Genomic DNA, 15,927 nt, shown 5'->3' on the forward strand with positions numbered 1-15,927 from the left:
TTTCGGCGCCAGCTCAGATGCGGTGCCCGTGGTGACGTACCGCCGCCAACTACTGGGGGCGCATCATCCCGAGACTTTGGCCGCCCAACTGGCGCGGCTGGGTTGGCTCGGGGAAGCCACAGGCCCCACCAGCTTCGTTCTGAAGAGCCTCAACGAACTGATAACGACCGCCGAAAACGCGCTCGGCCACGACGACGAAATTACTTTGCGGGCGCGTTACGTTCGTGCGCTCTTGACGCCGAAAACCTCCGGTACCGAAGTGGACTGCATCTCCGAGTGGGACCTGCTGGCCGAGGACCTGACCCGCGGCCTCGGCGAGGCGCACCCGCTGAGCGTCGGTGCGCGCGAACAGCGTTCGGCGGCGTACGCCGAGTGGGAGCAGGACCTCAACGAGGTGCGCGACCTGGCCTTCCATTTGTTCGTCGACGTGGAATCCGAAGAACGCGACATCGACCAGCCTCCGGGACGCGACTGGCTGGACACCGGAGACCTCGACGAAGACGCGGTCGAGAAGGTGACCGAGGACGCCGACGACCAGCGCGCCGAGCGCGCCGCGTTGATGGAAAATGTTGTGGCGGCCAAGAAAGCGTTGTCCCGCAGCGCCCGCGCCGCGGGCAATGACGCCTACGAGACGTTGCTGTGGCGTTATTTCCTGGCCTGGCGGTTCTGGGAGGGGCACGAATTCGAGGCGGCCGGCGAGCGGACCCGGCGGCTGATCGACGATTGCGCGCGGCTGCTCGGCGACGACCATGAACTCACGGAGGCGTCGCGAACGATGTTGCACTTCATCGACACCCGCACCTGGAGCGGTCTGCCACTGTTCTGGGATGGCAGCGCGATGGTCTGACGGGATCCTGGTGTTTCACCACGATCACGAAATCAGTCATGGTTCCGCACCGAGCGAACGTGTGGGCTGATCGCGGTCCAGACCGGCTGCGGGGCAGTATCATTGGTCGCTTCGGCAGCGTCTCGACCCTCATATGCCGACCGTGATATCGCGAGCGATATCAAATCCGTGGATCGAGTGGTGTTTGTCGCACGACGCGACCGGCGGGTGATGATCGTTAGCCCGTGAACGCGCCATCGACCAGGTCGTCGAACCGCTCCAGCGCCTCGTCGGATTCGGCGTCGATGCCGCGCAGCGCCCCCCGATCCGCGAGGTACCGGTGCGCATACAGCCGGGCTACCAACGCCTTTCGCTCCCCGCCGCGGGCCTCGCGCTCCCAGGCGGCCTGCTCGGTGAGCAACGCCGCGGCATAGACGTCGCCCATGAATTGGGCCAGCGGGAACAGCCGCGCCTCGGCCATGTCGCGGTCCAGCTTGGACCACGCCGTGATGGCGGCGTCGAGATCCTCGATGCGCCCGGCGACCAGCCGTGTGGTGTCGTCGTCATCCGACACCGACACCGCGTCGCGCAGCCGCGCCAAAAACCGCTCGTGCGCGCGGGTCTGCTCGATGCCGCGCCGCACATCCAGGCACAGGATGTTGTCCGGCCCCTCCCAGATGGTGTTCACCTGCGCGTCGCGCAGCAGCCGGGCCACCGGCCAGGTCTCGATGTAGCCGTTGCCGCCGTGGATTTCGATCGCGTCGGACGCCGCGGTGATGCCGAGCCGGCACACTTTCAGTTTGGTCACCGGCACCGCGATGCGTTGCCGCATGGCCCGCGGCTGGCGATGATTGGTGGCGCCGGTGCCGTCGAAAACCATTGCCTGCGCGGCTTCCACGTCGACGATCAGCTCCGCGAGCTTGCGCCGCATCAGCGGCTTGTCGATCAGCGCGCCGCCGAACGCGTGCCGCTGCCGGGCATAGCACAACGACTCGACCAGGGCGCGGCGCGCGTTACCCAGGCCGAACAGGGCGATGCCCAGGCGCGCGGCGTTGGTCAACTCCATCATGCGGCCCAGGCCCTTCCCGTCCGATGGCCCGGCTTCGCCGCTGGGCTCTCCCGACAGCAGAAACGCTTCCGCGTCAACGAATTCCACCTCGCCGGAGGCCACCGAGCGGGTGCCGAGCTTGTCCTTCAGGCGGCGCACCCGCACCCCGTTGCGCGACCCGTCGCGGCGGGTGCGCAGCACCAGGAAGTTGGCGACGCCCCGCGTCGAGTCGGGTGCGCCCTCCGGCTTGGCCAGCACGACGAAGGCCTCGCCGGCGCAGTTGGAGGCAAACCACTTGAACCCGTTGAGGATCCAGGAATCCCCGGCCCGGGTCGCCGTGGTCTCCAGCGCGCCCAGGTCCGAGCCGCCGGTGCGTTCGGTCAGCAGCTGCGCCGTCTCCCCGGCCCACTCGCCCGAGGCGAACTTGGCCAGCACGTGCTCGCGCACGTCGGCAGGCGCGTAGGCGGCCACCAGCGAGGAGACCATGCCACCGCCGGTGCCCAACGCGCAGCCCATCCCGATGTCGGCCTGATTCAGCAGGTAGTTCGACGCGAACAGGCCCAGGCCTGAGCTCACCTTGGCGGCGCGGGCGTCGTTGCGCAGCGCCTGCTGGGCGTCCAGGACCGCGCGCTTGGACTGGGTGAAGGACGCCGGCATGACGACCTGGCTGACGTCGTGTCCCCACCGGTCGTAGCGTTCCAGCCGCGGCGGGTTGTGGTCGGTCTCCTCCGCCCATTTCGCGACCGCGCCGCCCATCAGCTCGCCCATGCGCGCCAGGTGCGGCTCCACCACCGCCAGCTCGTCCGGCTGCAGGTAGTACGCCATGATGAACTGCAGGGTGGGGTCGGTGAGGTACCAGTTGAGACCGAGCGCCCCGCGATAGTCCTCGGTCCGGTAACGCTGCGCCTTCTCCTCGGTGGAGAAGGGCAGCCTGTCCACCGCCTCCGCGGCGTAGTCGCTCATGGGTGAGACGCTACGCGCTGGTGAGGAAAACCAGACGGACCCTGCCGATTTGGATTTCGTCGCCGTTGGCCAGCACCGCCGAGTCGACCGGCTTCCGGTTGACGTAGGTCTGGTTCATGCTGCCCACGTCGACGACGCGGAATTGCCCGCCGTCGCTTCGGAATTCGGCGTGCCGACGGCTGACGGTGATGTCGTCGAGATAGATGTCGCTCTCGGGATGGCGGCCGGCGGAGACCACGTCTGCGCTCAGGGAAAAACGCGAACCGGCGTTGGGGCCACGCTTCACGACGAGCAGCGCCGAGCCTGGGCGCAACCCGGCGGTGTCCTCGATCGCGGCATCGGCGGCAGTTGCCGGCGCGTCGAGCTCGGCGGGCATGGCGCTGCCGATGGCGCCGGTGCGGTCCTCCGGGTCTTCGCGCCGAGTTGGCCGGTGCGGCGTCGACCCCGTGTCGCTCACGCGGCTCGCGGCAGGTCCGGGTTGGCCGCCGTCGCCTGCGATGTCGGGCGCTGCGGCGCCGGCACCCAACCGACGTAGGTCAGGTACAGCCCGACCAGGGCGAAGACGACGCACGCCGTGATCCACCAGCCCTGCGCGCCGATCATGTCGTTGGCCAGCGCGGCGAAGAACCTGGGAAATGCCACCAGCAGCAATCCGCGCAACACGATCAGCCAGCCGACCAGGGAAACGGTGACCGCCGCGGCGCCGCGCCAGCTTTGGTGGGCCGCAACGATGGTCAGGCCGATCAGCAGGATGAAGGCTCCGGTCACGAAGGTCCACATCGAATTCGCCTCGAACTGCGACAGCAGCGACTGCATGTCCGAGGCGCGCGCCACCGCCGTCACATCGACGACGACGAGGAAGGGGCCGAGCACGCGGCAGAAGAAGCGTGTCGACTGTTGGGAAGCGTCCATTGCCGTACCTTTCATCCGACGCCGGTCACGCGGCGACCCCTTTATCGGAGCACTCGACCGCGGCGTCGTGATAGGGACTTAAGGCACTGCCCGCTCCCAACGGCGTGGTTATACCGGGGCGACGAACTCCGATGTGTAGAACTCCGCCGGATTCTGCGAGTTAGCGTTGGTCCGTTCGATAATCACCCAAACTCCAGTCGTGCCGGGACGAATGGTGTCTTGGACGGTCGTTGTTCCGGTGCCCGCCGCATCGATATCCATGCCCGCGAAAGCGGTGCCGGGATCACCCGGACCGCAGGTGCTCGACGAGGGCCGGGGCATCTGGATCAGCCCGACGTCGAAGTGGGTGCCGGGCTCGGGCTCGTCGTACAGGTGCACCTCCGCGAGCGCTCTTGACCCGCTGGTACGGATCACCGCCGAGCCGGTGCCGAGCATCGGGCTCGGCACCTTCGGGGCCACGCCGACGCGGCTGAAATCGCAGCGCCGCAAATAGTTGTCCAGCACCACCGTGGTGCCGCCTTCGGCGTGGGCCTTGACGCCGAACGTCATCGCCCAGGTGATCGCCACCGCGATCAGCGCCGCACATGTTCGGATACGTCTAAGCGTGTACATGGGCCCACCTGTTTCTCCCGTGTGAACTGAATCACAGCGGTTAGGTATTAACCAGGGCCCGGCAAAATCAAACCTATTTCCGGCAATTACTCATTCGTTAATTTGTGCGGTTATTGGGCGGCTGACGAATTGCGGGAGAAAAGGCGTTTATTACGCCCTACGGTTTAATGCGGATCGGCCCGGGAGACCACCAGCCGCTACGGGTCGCGGTGCCCAGATCGAGCTGCGCGGGATGGGCATCGGCGACGGTGTCGAACTTGCGCAGCGATCCCCAGTCCCGGCCCCAGTCGTGCGACAGGTAGGTCGACATCACGTGGGCCCGCAGCAGCAGATCGGTGATGCCCAGCAGGCCGCCGTTGACGCCGTCCTGCCAGGTGTCGGTGTCCTGCTTCTTGGCGTTGTAGTCCGGGGTGATGCGGAACCTCGGGATCTCGGTGACACCGTTGACATGCAACATCGGCTGCTGGCACGGGAAGGCCAACCCGACCGCCCAGTCCATCAGCACCGGCTGCGTCGAGCCGACATACTCCTGCAACGAGCGCAGTTCCGGCACCCGCGGCGGGGTGACCGCGATCCAGTCGTCCGGCGTCAGCGACAGGTCTTCGGCGACGAGCCGCACGGCGACGGCGTCCGCCGGGATCTGCGAGCGCGCGAAGCGCAGGTTGCGCCACACCTTGGGTTGCTCGCCGTAGAGGTCGTAGGGCACCAGCCTGCCGCCCGGCTGCACGGAGCCGCCGGGACCGGGACGGCCGAACTCCAGCTCGACCGTCTGGCCGCTGGTGTGGTGATGCAAGATGCTGTTGCCGGCGATCGTGCCCGCCGCGGTGACGACTACCAGCGGGTGCCCGTCATCCGCCTTCGGCAGCTGATACCACGCGGAGGTGAGCCGGCTCTGCCGTTGCGCCCCGGTCGTGTAGCTCCCGGCCAGGGGGACCTGCTCGGCGTTGAGGCCGTACGGCAGCGGCACCGTCGATCCGTTGACGCCGGGCGTCGTCAGCTTCAGCGGCGCGTCCCAGTCGTAGTCGGTGCCCGGCTGCGGCACCGACGTCTCCTTGACCGACTCGGCCAGGGTGCGGTCCGGAACACCGTTGGGAGTGAATCCCGTCGGGTTCACGCCCCCGAGCGCCCCCAGCGGACCGTAATCGCCGGGCAGGGGCGCCATGAAGCCGGCGTTGCTGTCCGGTTCGACGAGCACGTCGTCGGCCAGGCCGCAGCCTCCGCTGAACTCGCGCAGGTTGTCCCAGGCATTGGAGTAGGTGGGGTATTGACGCACGATGCCGGCCACCATCGACGCCACGAACACCAGCGCCATGAAGCCGGCCGCCAGCGGGATCGGCGCGGCGGTCAGCGCTCGCGCCAGGCGGCCCTCGCCGTGGCTGGTGTCGGCGAAATGCAACCAGGCCGCATACACCGCGGCAATCACGAACAGCGCGAAAAAGATTGTGCTGATCGAGATTCCGCCGACCCTGGGCATGCTGCTGTTGAACGGCACGCCGTAGCTGGAGACGTACCACCAGCCGTTGGTGGTGGCGAAGCACAGCGCCAGAATGAACAGCACCGCCGCGAGGAACGCCATCCGGTTGCGCGACCAGCGCAGCACCTTCGGCGACACCAGCACCGTCGTCAGCGCGGCCATCGCCGCGCCCACCGCGGCGAACAGCCCGAAGTGGTGCACCCACTTGGTGGGGGTGAACATCAGGAAGAACATGGTGCCGAAGATGACACCCATCAGGCGCCACGCCGGCCCGCGGGCCACGCCCGGAACTCGCTTGCGCCGCAACATGATGAACATGGCGGTGAACAGGCACAGCGCGGTGATCAGGAAGCCGAAGCGGCGCGAGAGTGAACCGTCGACGGTGGGCAGAATCAGGTAGTAATAGCGCAGGTTTTCGGTGTACCAGGCCTGGCTGGGCCCGATCGCGGTCCGAATCCTGGTGGCTTCCAACACCGTTGACAGCGTCTGATCGGCGAACACCACGGTCAGGATGACCGTTCCGGCGGCCAGCATCGGCGCCACCAGCGGCAAGGTGCCGACCAGCCGATGCCGGCGGACCAGGATACGCAGGATCGGACGGCCACCGGCGACCAGTGCGGCCACGGCGATCAATCCGGTGGGCTGGACGCCGAGGGTGAACGCCGCGGTGATGACCGCCAGCGCGGCGGGAGTCAACCGGCTGTAACGCATGGAGCGCTCGATGAGCACGTAGGTGATCAGCGAACCGACGGCGATGATCGGCTCCGGGCGCAGGCCGTTGTCGAACGGCATCCACGCGGTGAGCAGGACCAGGCCCGCCGCCCAGTTCGCCGCCTTGCTGCCGGCGACCGCGGGCCCGAGACGGGGCAGCACCTCACGCGAAAGCAGCAGCCAGCAGACGATTCCCGCGATCAGGTCCGGCAGGCGCATCCACAGGCTGGCGTCGCTGACGTGGGTCATCAACGCCAGCAGGTTGTAGTACCACCCGAACGGGTCCTCCGGGCTGCCGAACCAGCGGAAGTAGTTCGACATGTAACCGGCGTGGTCGGCGACCCGGGCCATGCCCAGGATGTAGCCGTCATCGGACGAGTTCGCCCCGATCACGTGCCACAGCAGGAACCCGAAGATGACCGTGACGTCGGCCAGCGTGAAGGTGCGCCAGTTCGCCGGAATGAGCCGGCGCATCCGGTGGCCGTCCAGCTGGTCCAGGCGCCACAATGCGATCAGCGCGACGATCGTGGACACGATGGCCAGCACCATCGCGGTCAGCTTCAAAGTCGTTGGGGTGGTGGAGAACCGGGTGTCGATGGTGGCCGACAGTTTCAGGCCCGGCGGGGCCGGGCCGGTGAGGTCGGTGAACACCCCGACGATCTGCGGCCGCAGGTTCGGGTCGGGGAAACCGCCCCCGATCGGCCTGCCGGCCGAATCCTTCAGCCCGACGAAGGTGGCGAAGGCGCCGGCTTTCGTCGAGGTGATCTCGATGCGCTGGCATTGCGGGCCGGCCACCTGGTCTCGAGACGCGCTGGCGATCACCACATTGCGGTCGGTGACGTCGACGCGTTTGGCGTTGACGACGACGAACAGCGCGTTCAGCGCGGCGTCCTTGCCCTTCTTGGGCGCCGTGCTCAGGACGACCCCGCCGTCCGGCGGCAACGCGCTCACCACCGAGCACGGCACGGTTGCGGTCACGTCCACCGGCGTCAGTGAAATCAACGGCGCGGTAACGCTGTTCAGCTGGCCGCCCTGGGGCCAGTTGAGGGTGGCGGTGGTCTGCACGACGGGCAGCAACGGCGTGGCGACCGACAGGACGAAGCCGATCAAGCCGGCGATCGTCGCGACCCAGCGCGTCGCGCGCACGTTTTGACCGGCGGTCGTCTTGTCTTCGCGGTTGTTCACGGTCGTGATGCTCATGGAAGCGCCCGAATCGGTCCCTGTCGGCTCCAGCCGTGCACTGTCATCACACCCTGTTCGATTGCGGCGTCGGGCGCCTGGTCAGCCGGCACCAGCCGGAAGTACTGCTCCACGGAGCCCCAGTCGCGATACCAGTCGCCGCGAAGATAGGTGGAGACCGTCGAGGTGCGCAGCATCGCCTGAGTGACCAGGAACGGGCCGCCGGCCTCGCTGGCCTGCCACCCATTCGACGACGACGCCGTCTGCTTGTGATCGGGCAGGATGCGGTACTGCGGAAGTTCGGCCACGCCAAGGTGTTCGGAGAACGGGTGCTGGCATGGGAAGTTCGCGGCGGTCGCGATGTCCATCAGCACCGGCGTGCGCGACCCGATCAGCTGCTGCAGGGTTTGCAGCACCGGCACCCGCGGCGGGGTGAACGCGAACCACTGATCCGAGCTCAGGTTCGGGTCGTAGGCGACGATGCGCGCCACGTTGGCCTCGGGCGGCGCCCAGGTGAGGGGGAAGCGCAGGTTGCGCCACGCCGGCTCGGGGCCGATGTCGATCGGCTGCACCTCGGCCAACGGCTGGGTGGTGCCGTCGGGGCGGGTGACTCCCCACTGCAACTTCAGCGACTGCCCGTAGGTGAAGGTGCCGTCCTCCTTGTACGACCAGATCGCGCCGGTCGCCGACACCACGACGATCGGCCGGTCCGGGGTGCGGGGCGGTAGCTGGTACCACGCCGAGGTCGCCGTGGCGGCCAGCGAGTTCTCGCCGTAGCTGCCCATCACCGGGGTGCGGGCCGGGTCGAGTCCGAACGGGAGCGCCGCATGGGAGCCGTTGACGCCGACGGGGCCCTTCCCGCCGGCCGTGCCCGCCGAGTCGCTCATGGCGGCGTTGGGCTTGTTGGGCGACGCATCCGAATTCACCACGCCGGGCTTGGTCACCACCGGGTACGACCGCAGGTCGTCGCCGACGCCGTCGGGCTTGAAGCCGACCGGGTTGACCCCGCCGAGCGGGCCGTCGGGCCCGAAGACCTGCCCGGGCGCCGGCGCCAGCATGCCCGCGTTGGGGTCGGGCTCGGCAAGCACGTCGTCGGCCATGGCACAGCTCGTCGGGGACAGGCCGGAAGCGATGGCGGCGAGGTTGGCCTTGCCGGTGGTGTAGAGCGGGTAGCGGAACACCGCGCCTTTGGTCAGTGAGGCGACTTCGCCGACCACCATGATGCTCGCGACCACCAGCAGCGGGGTCGACGCCAGCACCCGGTTGCGCCGGTTGTCTTTGACTTCGGTGTGGCCGGCATAGTCCATCCGGAAGTGCTGCCACGCGGCCAGCAGCCCGGTGAGGATCGACAGCGTCAGGAACATCGACGTCACCGGGTGGCTCGCGATCACGGGCTGGATGTCGTACCACGGCACCCCGTAGTTGCCGACGTAGAACCAGCCGTTGACGCCGGAGGTGGCCACCGCGACAACGAACAGCAGCGCCGTGACGTAGAGCGTCAGGTTGCGGCGGTTGTGCAGGCCGATCCGCGAAAGCGCGAACGCGGTGACCGCGCCCAGCGCCCCGGCAAGTCCGGCGAAGGCGCCGAACTGGACCGCCCACTTCGTCGGGGTGAACGTGAGGAGCAGGAGGCCGATGGCGGTCGTGCCGATCAGCCGCCAGGCCGGGCCGCTGGCCAGCCCGGGCACTCGCCCCCGGCGCAGCAGGATGACCAGCATCCCGAACAGGCACAGCAGCAGCACCAGCACCGCGAAACGCCTCGCCATGGACCCATCGGGGTTCGACTCCACCGTGAGGAAGTAGTAGCGAAGCCAGTCCTGGTACCACGCGATCGTCGGCCCGACCTTGTACTTGATCCGCGCCGACTCGGCGACGTTGGCCAGTGTCTGACCGTGGAACACCACAACGGTGATCAGCGACAGCGACGCCGCGAGCACCGCCAGCGGCGCGAGCAGGCCGTCGGTCGCCCGGCGTCGCCGGATCGTCCGGGCGATGGCCCGCGAACCGGTCAGCAACGCGGCGACGGCGATCAGGCCCTGCGGCGCCAGTGTCACGGTGAGCATCGCGACGAAGGTCGCGACCGCGGCCGGGGCCAAGCGTTGCAGCGCGATCGCCCGCTCCACCAGCATCCAGGTGACCAGCACACCCAGGGCGATCAGCGGCTCGGGCCGCAGCCCGTTGTTGAACGGCAACCAGGCGGCCAGGAACACCGCGCCCGCGGTGAACACCGCCACCCGGTTCGCCGCCAGGCCGCCCCTGCCGGGGCCCAACCTGCGCAGGATCCAGTGGCTGATCACCAGCCAGCACGCGATCCCGGCCAGCGTGGCGGGCAACCGCATCCACACCCCGGCGGTGCTCACGGCCGCCAGCTTGGACAGCACCCCCAGATACCAGTCGAACGGCGCGTCCGTCGTACCGAAGTAGCGGTAGTAATCGACGATGTAGCCGGCCTTCGGGGAGACGCGGGCGATGGTCAGGTTGTAGCCGTCGTCGGACGAGGTGGCGCCGATGACGTGCCAGACCAGGAGCGTCGCGATCACCCCGACGTCGGCGATCCAGGTTGCGAGCCCGACGCGGCGCCAGGAACTCCATCGCGCCCGGGGCCGGTACCGGGAGAGCCAGGCGATCGGCGATTGCCAATTGACCAGCGTGCCGCCGCCGCGGCTGCGACGGTCGAGCGCGGCGAGCGCGATGACGGCGGTCAGCACGGCCAGGGCACCGACGGCCATCGCGAGTTGCTTGAGGGCGGTTGGGGCGGTGATGAAGCGGGTGTCGATGTCGATGCGGGCCGATAGTCCCGGCTGGGCCGGCACCTTCAGGTCCGTGAAGATGCCGCCGACTTGGGGTTTTTTGTCTGAGGACAGGGTGCCCGAGGCGCCGGGCATGCCCACGAAGTCGGCGCCCGCCGCGCCCGCGCCGGCCCAGGCGTGCAGCACGCTGCAGGCCCCGCCGGCGACCGCCGCCCGCGGCGCGGCAGCGGCAACGGTGTCGCGGAACGCGACGACCACCAGGTCTTTGTCGGCCCGCACGAACAGCCCGTCCTTGCCGGCATCGACGCCGCCGGCGGGCAGCGTCGAGACCACCAGGCCGCCGCTGGCGGGCAGGGTCGCGATCGCCGCGCACGGGATGGAGATGTCGAGCGCGCGCGGCGCCCCGGACACCAGCGGCGCGGTGATCTGGGTGACGTGTCCGTCCGCGACGCCCTGCGGCCACAGCACCGTCGCGGTGGTCTGCCTGACTGGAAGAAGCGGGACGAGCGCGCACAACAGCAGTCCGACGATGCCGGCGACGGCGGCGACGAACCGCGGGATCCGCTGCGATCGCTGATTACCGTCGTGGGGCACGAGGCTCGATCGTAAGCGAAGCCGCTTTGTCCGCTGAGGACGCGGGGCCGCGCGGGGCCGCGCGGCGTCAGCGGGGGAGCCGGGCCGCCAGGGTGTTCAGGCCCGGGCCGTCGAGGTCGGCGAGCGCCGCCGGGCGGCCCGACATCGCCATCAGCAAAGCCTCGCCGGGGCCGGTGACTTCCGGCCCGCGGCCGTGTGCCCAGTCGAGGTCGGTGGCGCGCAGGCGCAGCCCCCGGATCCGGCGGCCGGCCCCGAGCCTCGGGTTGCCCGGCACCAGCTGCAGGACGCGCTCGAGCCGATCGGCGGGGACGATGCGAGGCCGGTCGAGGGCGCGGCGGATGTCCTGGTGATGGATCGTGCCGTCGACGAGCGCGATCATTCCGCCGAAACCCGCTGTCAGCCCGCGCGGCTGGAGATGGGCTCGCAGAAAGTCGAGCAGTTGTTCCGGACCCAGGCCGGCGAACTCGTCGACGCCCACCTGGTTGGCGCGGACGATCCAGCCCTTCGCGAAGCGCCCCGCCAGACCTAACGGGCCGAGCTCTTCATAGCTGATCGTATGCGCGACAACGTCTTTGACCGTCCAGTGCGTGCAGAGGCTGGGCGCCTCCCACTGCTCGGGCGTCAGGGTGGCCAGGAACTCGGCCAGGTCGGCCCGTTCGTCGCGGGCCATGCTCATCAGGCTTGCCGTCATTGCCGGCCCCCTCGCTAGCTCTTACGCAGCGGCGCGGGGCTCCACAGGCCGCTGCGGGTGACCGTCCCCAGCTGCAGGCGGGCGGGCTGCGCCCCGGCGTAGTAGGGCGTCAGCCGTTGCAGGGAACCCCAGTCGCGCGACCAGTCGTCCTTCAGATAGGTCGCCATGGTGGTGGCCTTCAGCAGCAGCTCGGTGACGCCCAGCGGGCCGCCACCGTTGTTGTCCATCACCGGCGAGTTGGCTTCGGCGCCGAAACGGTCAGGCAGGATGCGCCATTTCGGCGTTTCGTCGACGCCGTTTTGGTGGCCGAACGGACGCTGGCAGGGGAACGCCAGGCCGACGAGCCAATCCAGGAACACCGGGTCCTTCGAGCCGACGACGTCCTGCAGCGTGCGCAGCTGCGGGATGCGCGGCGGGGTGAGCGCGATCCAGTGCTGCGGCGCCAGGTCTTCGTCGTCGGCGACCAATCGGATCTGGGTGGCGTTGGCGGGGATGGCCGACAGCGGCAACCGCAGGTTCCGCCAGGCTGGGGAGGCGCCCACGTCGGATAACTGCAACGACCCGCCGGGGTGTCCGCCGGCCGCTTGGTCGTCGGTCGCCCACTGGACCTGCACCTCGCGGGGATCGAAGCGGCCGGCCGCGCTCACCACCAGCAGCGGCCGGGCGCTGTCGCGGGTGGGCAGCCGGTACCAGCCCGACCGCAGGTGGGCGGGCAGTTGGATGCCCGACCGCCAGCTGCCGAGCACCGGTGTGCGCGCGGGGTCCAGGCTGTAGGGCAGCTGGGCGACCGAACCGTTGATCCCCGGTGCCGGGGTGGTGCCGCCCTCGGTGCCGGCTTCGGCGCCGGTGACCAGCCTGTCGTCGTTGATGAAGCTGCGGTCGCCCGGGCGTTCCATCACGGGGTCGGCACGGACGTCGGCTGGAATACCGTTGGGGGTGAAGGCTTCCGACAGGCCCGCGCCCAGCGCGTCGGCCACCGTGGCGCTCACCGGCGCCAGCGCGCCGGCGTTGGGGTCCTGTTCCACCAGCACGTCCTCGGCCAGTCCGCAGGACTTGCCGGTGAGGGCCTCGAGGTTGGAGCGGCCCACCGTCCAGGCGGGGTACTGGTCGACCATCGCCAGTGTCAGCGACGCCACCTCGAACACCACCAGCAGCCAGGTCGCAATTGCCAACGGGGACTGGACGATTCCCGCGACTCGTGCGCCCAGGCGGGTCGTCGGCGCGCCGTTGTCTGGATCGACGAAATGGAACCACGCGGCCAGTAGCAGCACCACGACCGTCAGCCCGAGTAGCGCGGTGGCAAAGGCGTAATGCCACGCCGGGAACGAATTCGACCATGGCACACCGAAATTGGAGACATACCACCAGCCGTTGACGCTGGCGAACGACAGGGCCATCAGGAACAGCACCGCGGCCGCGAACATGGTGCGGTTGCGCCGCGACCGCATCGCCACGGAAGTCACGGCGACGGCGGCCAGCGCGCCCAGCGGGCCGGCCAGCCCGGCGAACACCCCGTAATGGTGGGTCCACTTGGTGGGCGTGAACATCATCGCGATAAAGGAGATGATCGTGATTCCGACGATGCGGCGGCTCGGCCCGGCGGCCGTGCCCGGAATCCGGCCCTTGCGCAACGACATTGCGACCGTGATCGCGAGCGCCAGGACCAGCGCCAGCACCGCGAAGCGGCGGGCGACCGAGCCGTCCGGGCTGGCCATGAACAGGCGCTCGTAGCGGATGTGTTCGTCGAACCAGCTCAGGCTGGGGCCGACGGCCCGCTTGAGCATGCTGGCCTGGATCTCGCCGGCCAGGGTTTGGTCTCGGAAGATCAGGATGGCGGTGACGGTGACCGCCGCGAACAGGGGTGCCACCAGCGGCAGCGCGCCGAATCGTTTCGACCTGCGGTGCAGGATCGTCCGCAACGGCCCGATGGCGACCAGCAGGGCGCCGATCGAGGCGATGCCGGTCGGTCCGGAGAACAGCGTCAGCGCACCGATGATGCAGGCGACCGCCACCGGCAGCAGCCGGCTGGTGGCTACCGCGCGCTCCACCGAGCACCAGGTCAGCAGGATGCCCAGCGCGATGATCGGCTCGGGGCGCAGGCCGTTGTTCAGCGGGAGCCACACGGCCAGGAACATGCCCGCCGCGGTCCACGCCGCGCCGCGGTTCTGTTTGACGGCGTGGCCCAGGCGCGGCATCACTTCACGGCTGATCACCCACCAGCACGTCAGCGCCATGGCCAAGGTTGGCAACCGCATCCAGATGCTGGCGGTGCTGACATGGGCCCACACCGCCAGCAGGTCGTAGTACCAGCCGAAGGGCGCCTCCGGCGTGCCGAACCAGCGGTAATAGTTGGCCATGTAGCCGGCGTGCTCGGACACCCGGGCCATGGTCAGGATGTAGCCGTCGTCGGAGGTATTGGCGCCGACGAACTGCCACCACACCAGCACGGCGATGACCAGAGCGTCCAGCCCGCCGATCGACCACCAGCGCGACGGCAGGAAGCGGCGGTGGCGGCTGCCGTCGGCGGTGTCGAGCAGGTGCAGGGCGACCAGGGCGGCGGCCGTCAGCACGAGCCCGAGGATCATCGCCGCCATCTTCAGCTCGGTGGGGCTGCTGCTGTAGCGGGTGTCGATGGTCGCCGAGAAGCTCAGGCCGGGCGGTGTCGGCCCGCTCAGGTCGGTGAAGACGCCGACGATCTGGGGCCGGAAGTCGTAACCGCTCTTCTCGCCGCGCAGCGGTGCGCCGGGGTGCTCGGTGTTGGGCCCCTGGGTCAGGCCGACGAACTCGGCGGTGACCTTCTCCGCGTGGGCGGTGAAGGTCAGCCGCTGGCAGGCCGGGCTGAGCACCTGGCTCAGCGGGGCGGTCACCACCGCGACGTTGCGCACGACGACCACGAGGTAGTCGTTGGCGCGCTGGATGAGCAGCCCGCGGTCGACGGCCTTGGGGGCCTGCTTGGGCACCGTGGACAACAGCACGGTCTTGGCGGCGTTCTGGGGACCGGCCAGCCCGGCGGCGGCCTGACACGGCACGGTGATGTTCAAATCGGTCGCGACGTAACCGATCAGGGGAGCGTCGACGCTTTCGAACGTGCCGTTCTGCGGCCAGTTCAGCTGGGCGGTGGTCTGGTTGACCGGCAGCAGCGGGGTCGCGATGGCCAGCAAAGCCCCGAGCAGCCCGGCGACGATAGCTACCCACCGAGTGATCCGGTGGTTCGCTCCCGTCTCGGTCACGGTGCTAGATGCTAGTTCTTCGATGCTCGGCGGCCCCTTTTGAGGCGAGGTGTCGGTGCTCATCAGCGGCCCGGCACCGGCTTGCGGATGGCCAGCACGAACGGGCCGGCGCTTTGAACGACGAACTGCGGGCTCTCGAAAAGGGCGGCCCGCAGATCGACGGTGTAGCGCCGGACGTTGGGCTGGTTGGGGTAGACGTCCTCGGCGAGCCGCAGGGTGTAGTTGCCGTTCGCACCGCGGCGCATCAGGAACACCGTGGGCGGCGGCCAGGGACAGGTGTCCAGCGCGTGCAGCAGCTCGTCGGCGGACTTGAGTTTGGACCATTTGTTGATCTGGGCGGCCCGCAGGTCGAACTGCGCGAGTGGGTTGGCGTAGTGCGACGTCAGTCCCTGGAATCCCCAATAGGGATAGAACGACAGGAAGCTGTAGTCGGCGGTCATCACGACGGTCTGGTCGCGGGGGCGCCCGGTCACGGTCACGATGGCGCGGTCGATGTCGGGGTAGAACTTCTCCGAGCTGGGCGGTCGCCGGTCGCCGCGCTGGCCGTTGCCGTCCGTGTCGGTGTAGGCGACGGTGAGATCCGGGCGCAGCACGTCGGGGATGTCCTGGCTGAACGCGATCGCGGCGGCCAGGCCGACGGCGCCGGCGAGGGGCAGCACGGCGCGGCCCCGCGCGGACAGCGTGCGCACCGCCTCGACGAAGCCGAACGCCCCGGCGGCGACCAGCAGCACGGTCAGGGTGGGCTGCAGCCGGAACGACAGCAGCGTGGTGCGCGCCAGCGTGGTCAGCATCGACAGCAGCGACCACAGGTAGATGGCCAGCACGCCGATCCCCAGGGCGCTGGCCCGCACCGACGACCGGGCGCGCACCACCAGCCACAGCGCCCCGAGCAGGCAGATCGTGCCCAGCAGGGAGAACTGCAGCATCGGGAAGGTCA

Annotated in this window: 9 protein-coding genes and 1 pseudogene; 1 reads left to right on the plus strand and 9 read right to left on the minus strand. The window is 69.1% G+C overall.

Going from position 1 to position 15,927, the window contains the following annotated elements; all coding sequences use genetic code 11:
• Positions 1-847: pseudogene (locus tag A5704_RS14295) on the plus strand (hypothetical protein); the annotation flags it as partial.
• A 217-nt stretch (positions 848-1,064) separates the two neighbouring features.
• Here A5704_RS14295 and A5704_RS14300 read toward each other — a convergent pair.
• From A5704_RS14300 to A5704_RS14340, 9 genes are all read right to left on the minus strand, one after another.
• The gene (locus A5704_RS14300; protein WP_067778986.1) at positions 1,065-2,837 is read right to left on the minus strand and encodes an acyl-CoA dehydrogenase family protein; all 1,773 of its coding nucleotides are present in this window, start codon (positions 2,835-2,837) and stop codon (positions 1,065-1,067) included.
• Positions 2,838-2,847: 10 nt separating this feature from the next.
• Positions 2,848-3,225 (minus strand): FHA domain-containing protein, encoded by a 378-nt coding sequence (locus tag A5704_RS14305; protein WP_368664914.1) that lies wholly within the window; start codon positions 3,223-3,225, stop codon positions 2,848-2,850.
• Positions 3,226-3,290: 65 nt separating this feature from the next.
• Positions 3,291-3,749 carry a hypothetical protein gene (locus A5704_RS14310; RefSeq protein ID WP_156670249.1) on the minus strand — a complete coding sequence of 153 codons (459 nt, stop codon included), beginning with the start codon at positions 3,747-3,749 and terminating at the stop codon, positions 3,291-3,293.
• Positions 3,750-3,857: 108 nt separating this feature from the next.
• Positions 3,858-4,361, minus strand: a complete 504-nt coding sequence (locus A5704_RS14315) for a hypothetical protein (RefSeq protein WP_067778992.1) — start codon at positions 4,359-4,361, stop codon at positions 3,858-3,860.
• Positions 4,362-4,518: 157 nt separating this feature from the next.
• A complete protein-coding gene (locus tag A5704_RS14320; protein WP_067889547.1) occupies positions 4,519-7,746 on the minus strand; it encodes an arabinosyltransferase domain-containing protein in 3,228 nt (1,075 codons plus the stop codon).
• Complete coding sequence (locus A5704_RS14325; RefSeq protein ID WP_067760201.1) at positions 7,743-11,069, minus strand: arabinosyltransferase domain-containing protein; 3,327 nt, start codon at positions 11,067-11,069, stop codon at positions 7,743-7,745. Before A5704_RS14325 ends, A5704_RS14320 begins: the two co-directional genes overlap by 4 nt.
• Positions 11,070-11,136: 67 nt before the next feature.
• The gene (locus A5704_RS14330; RefSeq protein ID WP_067760198.1) at positions 11,137-11,760 is read right to left on the minus strand and encodes a maleylpyruvate isomerase family mycothiol-dependent enzyme; all 624 of its coding nucleotides are present in this window, start codon (positions 11,758-11,760) and stop codon (positions 11,137-11,139) included.
• Positions 11,761-11,774: 14 nt separating this feature from the next.
• A complete protein-coding gene (locus A5704_RS14335) occupies positions 11,775-15,053 on the minus strand; it encodes an arabinosyltransferase domain-containing protein (protein ID WP_082954869.1) in 3,279 nt (1,092 codons plus the stop codon).
• Positions 15,053-15,927 (minus strand): arabinofuranosyltransferase (locus A5704_RS14340; protein ID WP_197508490.1); only part of this gene is annotated, 875 nt, incomplete at its 5' end. The genes A5704_RS14340 and A5704_RS14335, both read right to left, overlap by 1 nt.

It is taken from the genome of Mycobacterium sp. E735, from assembly GCF_001666955.1.
Lineage (GTDB): Bacteria > Actinomycetota > Actinomycetes > Mycobacteriales > Mycobacteriaceae > Mycobacterium.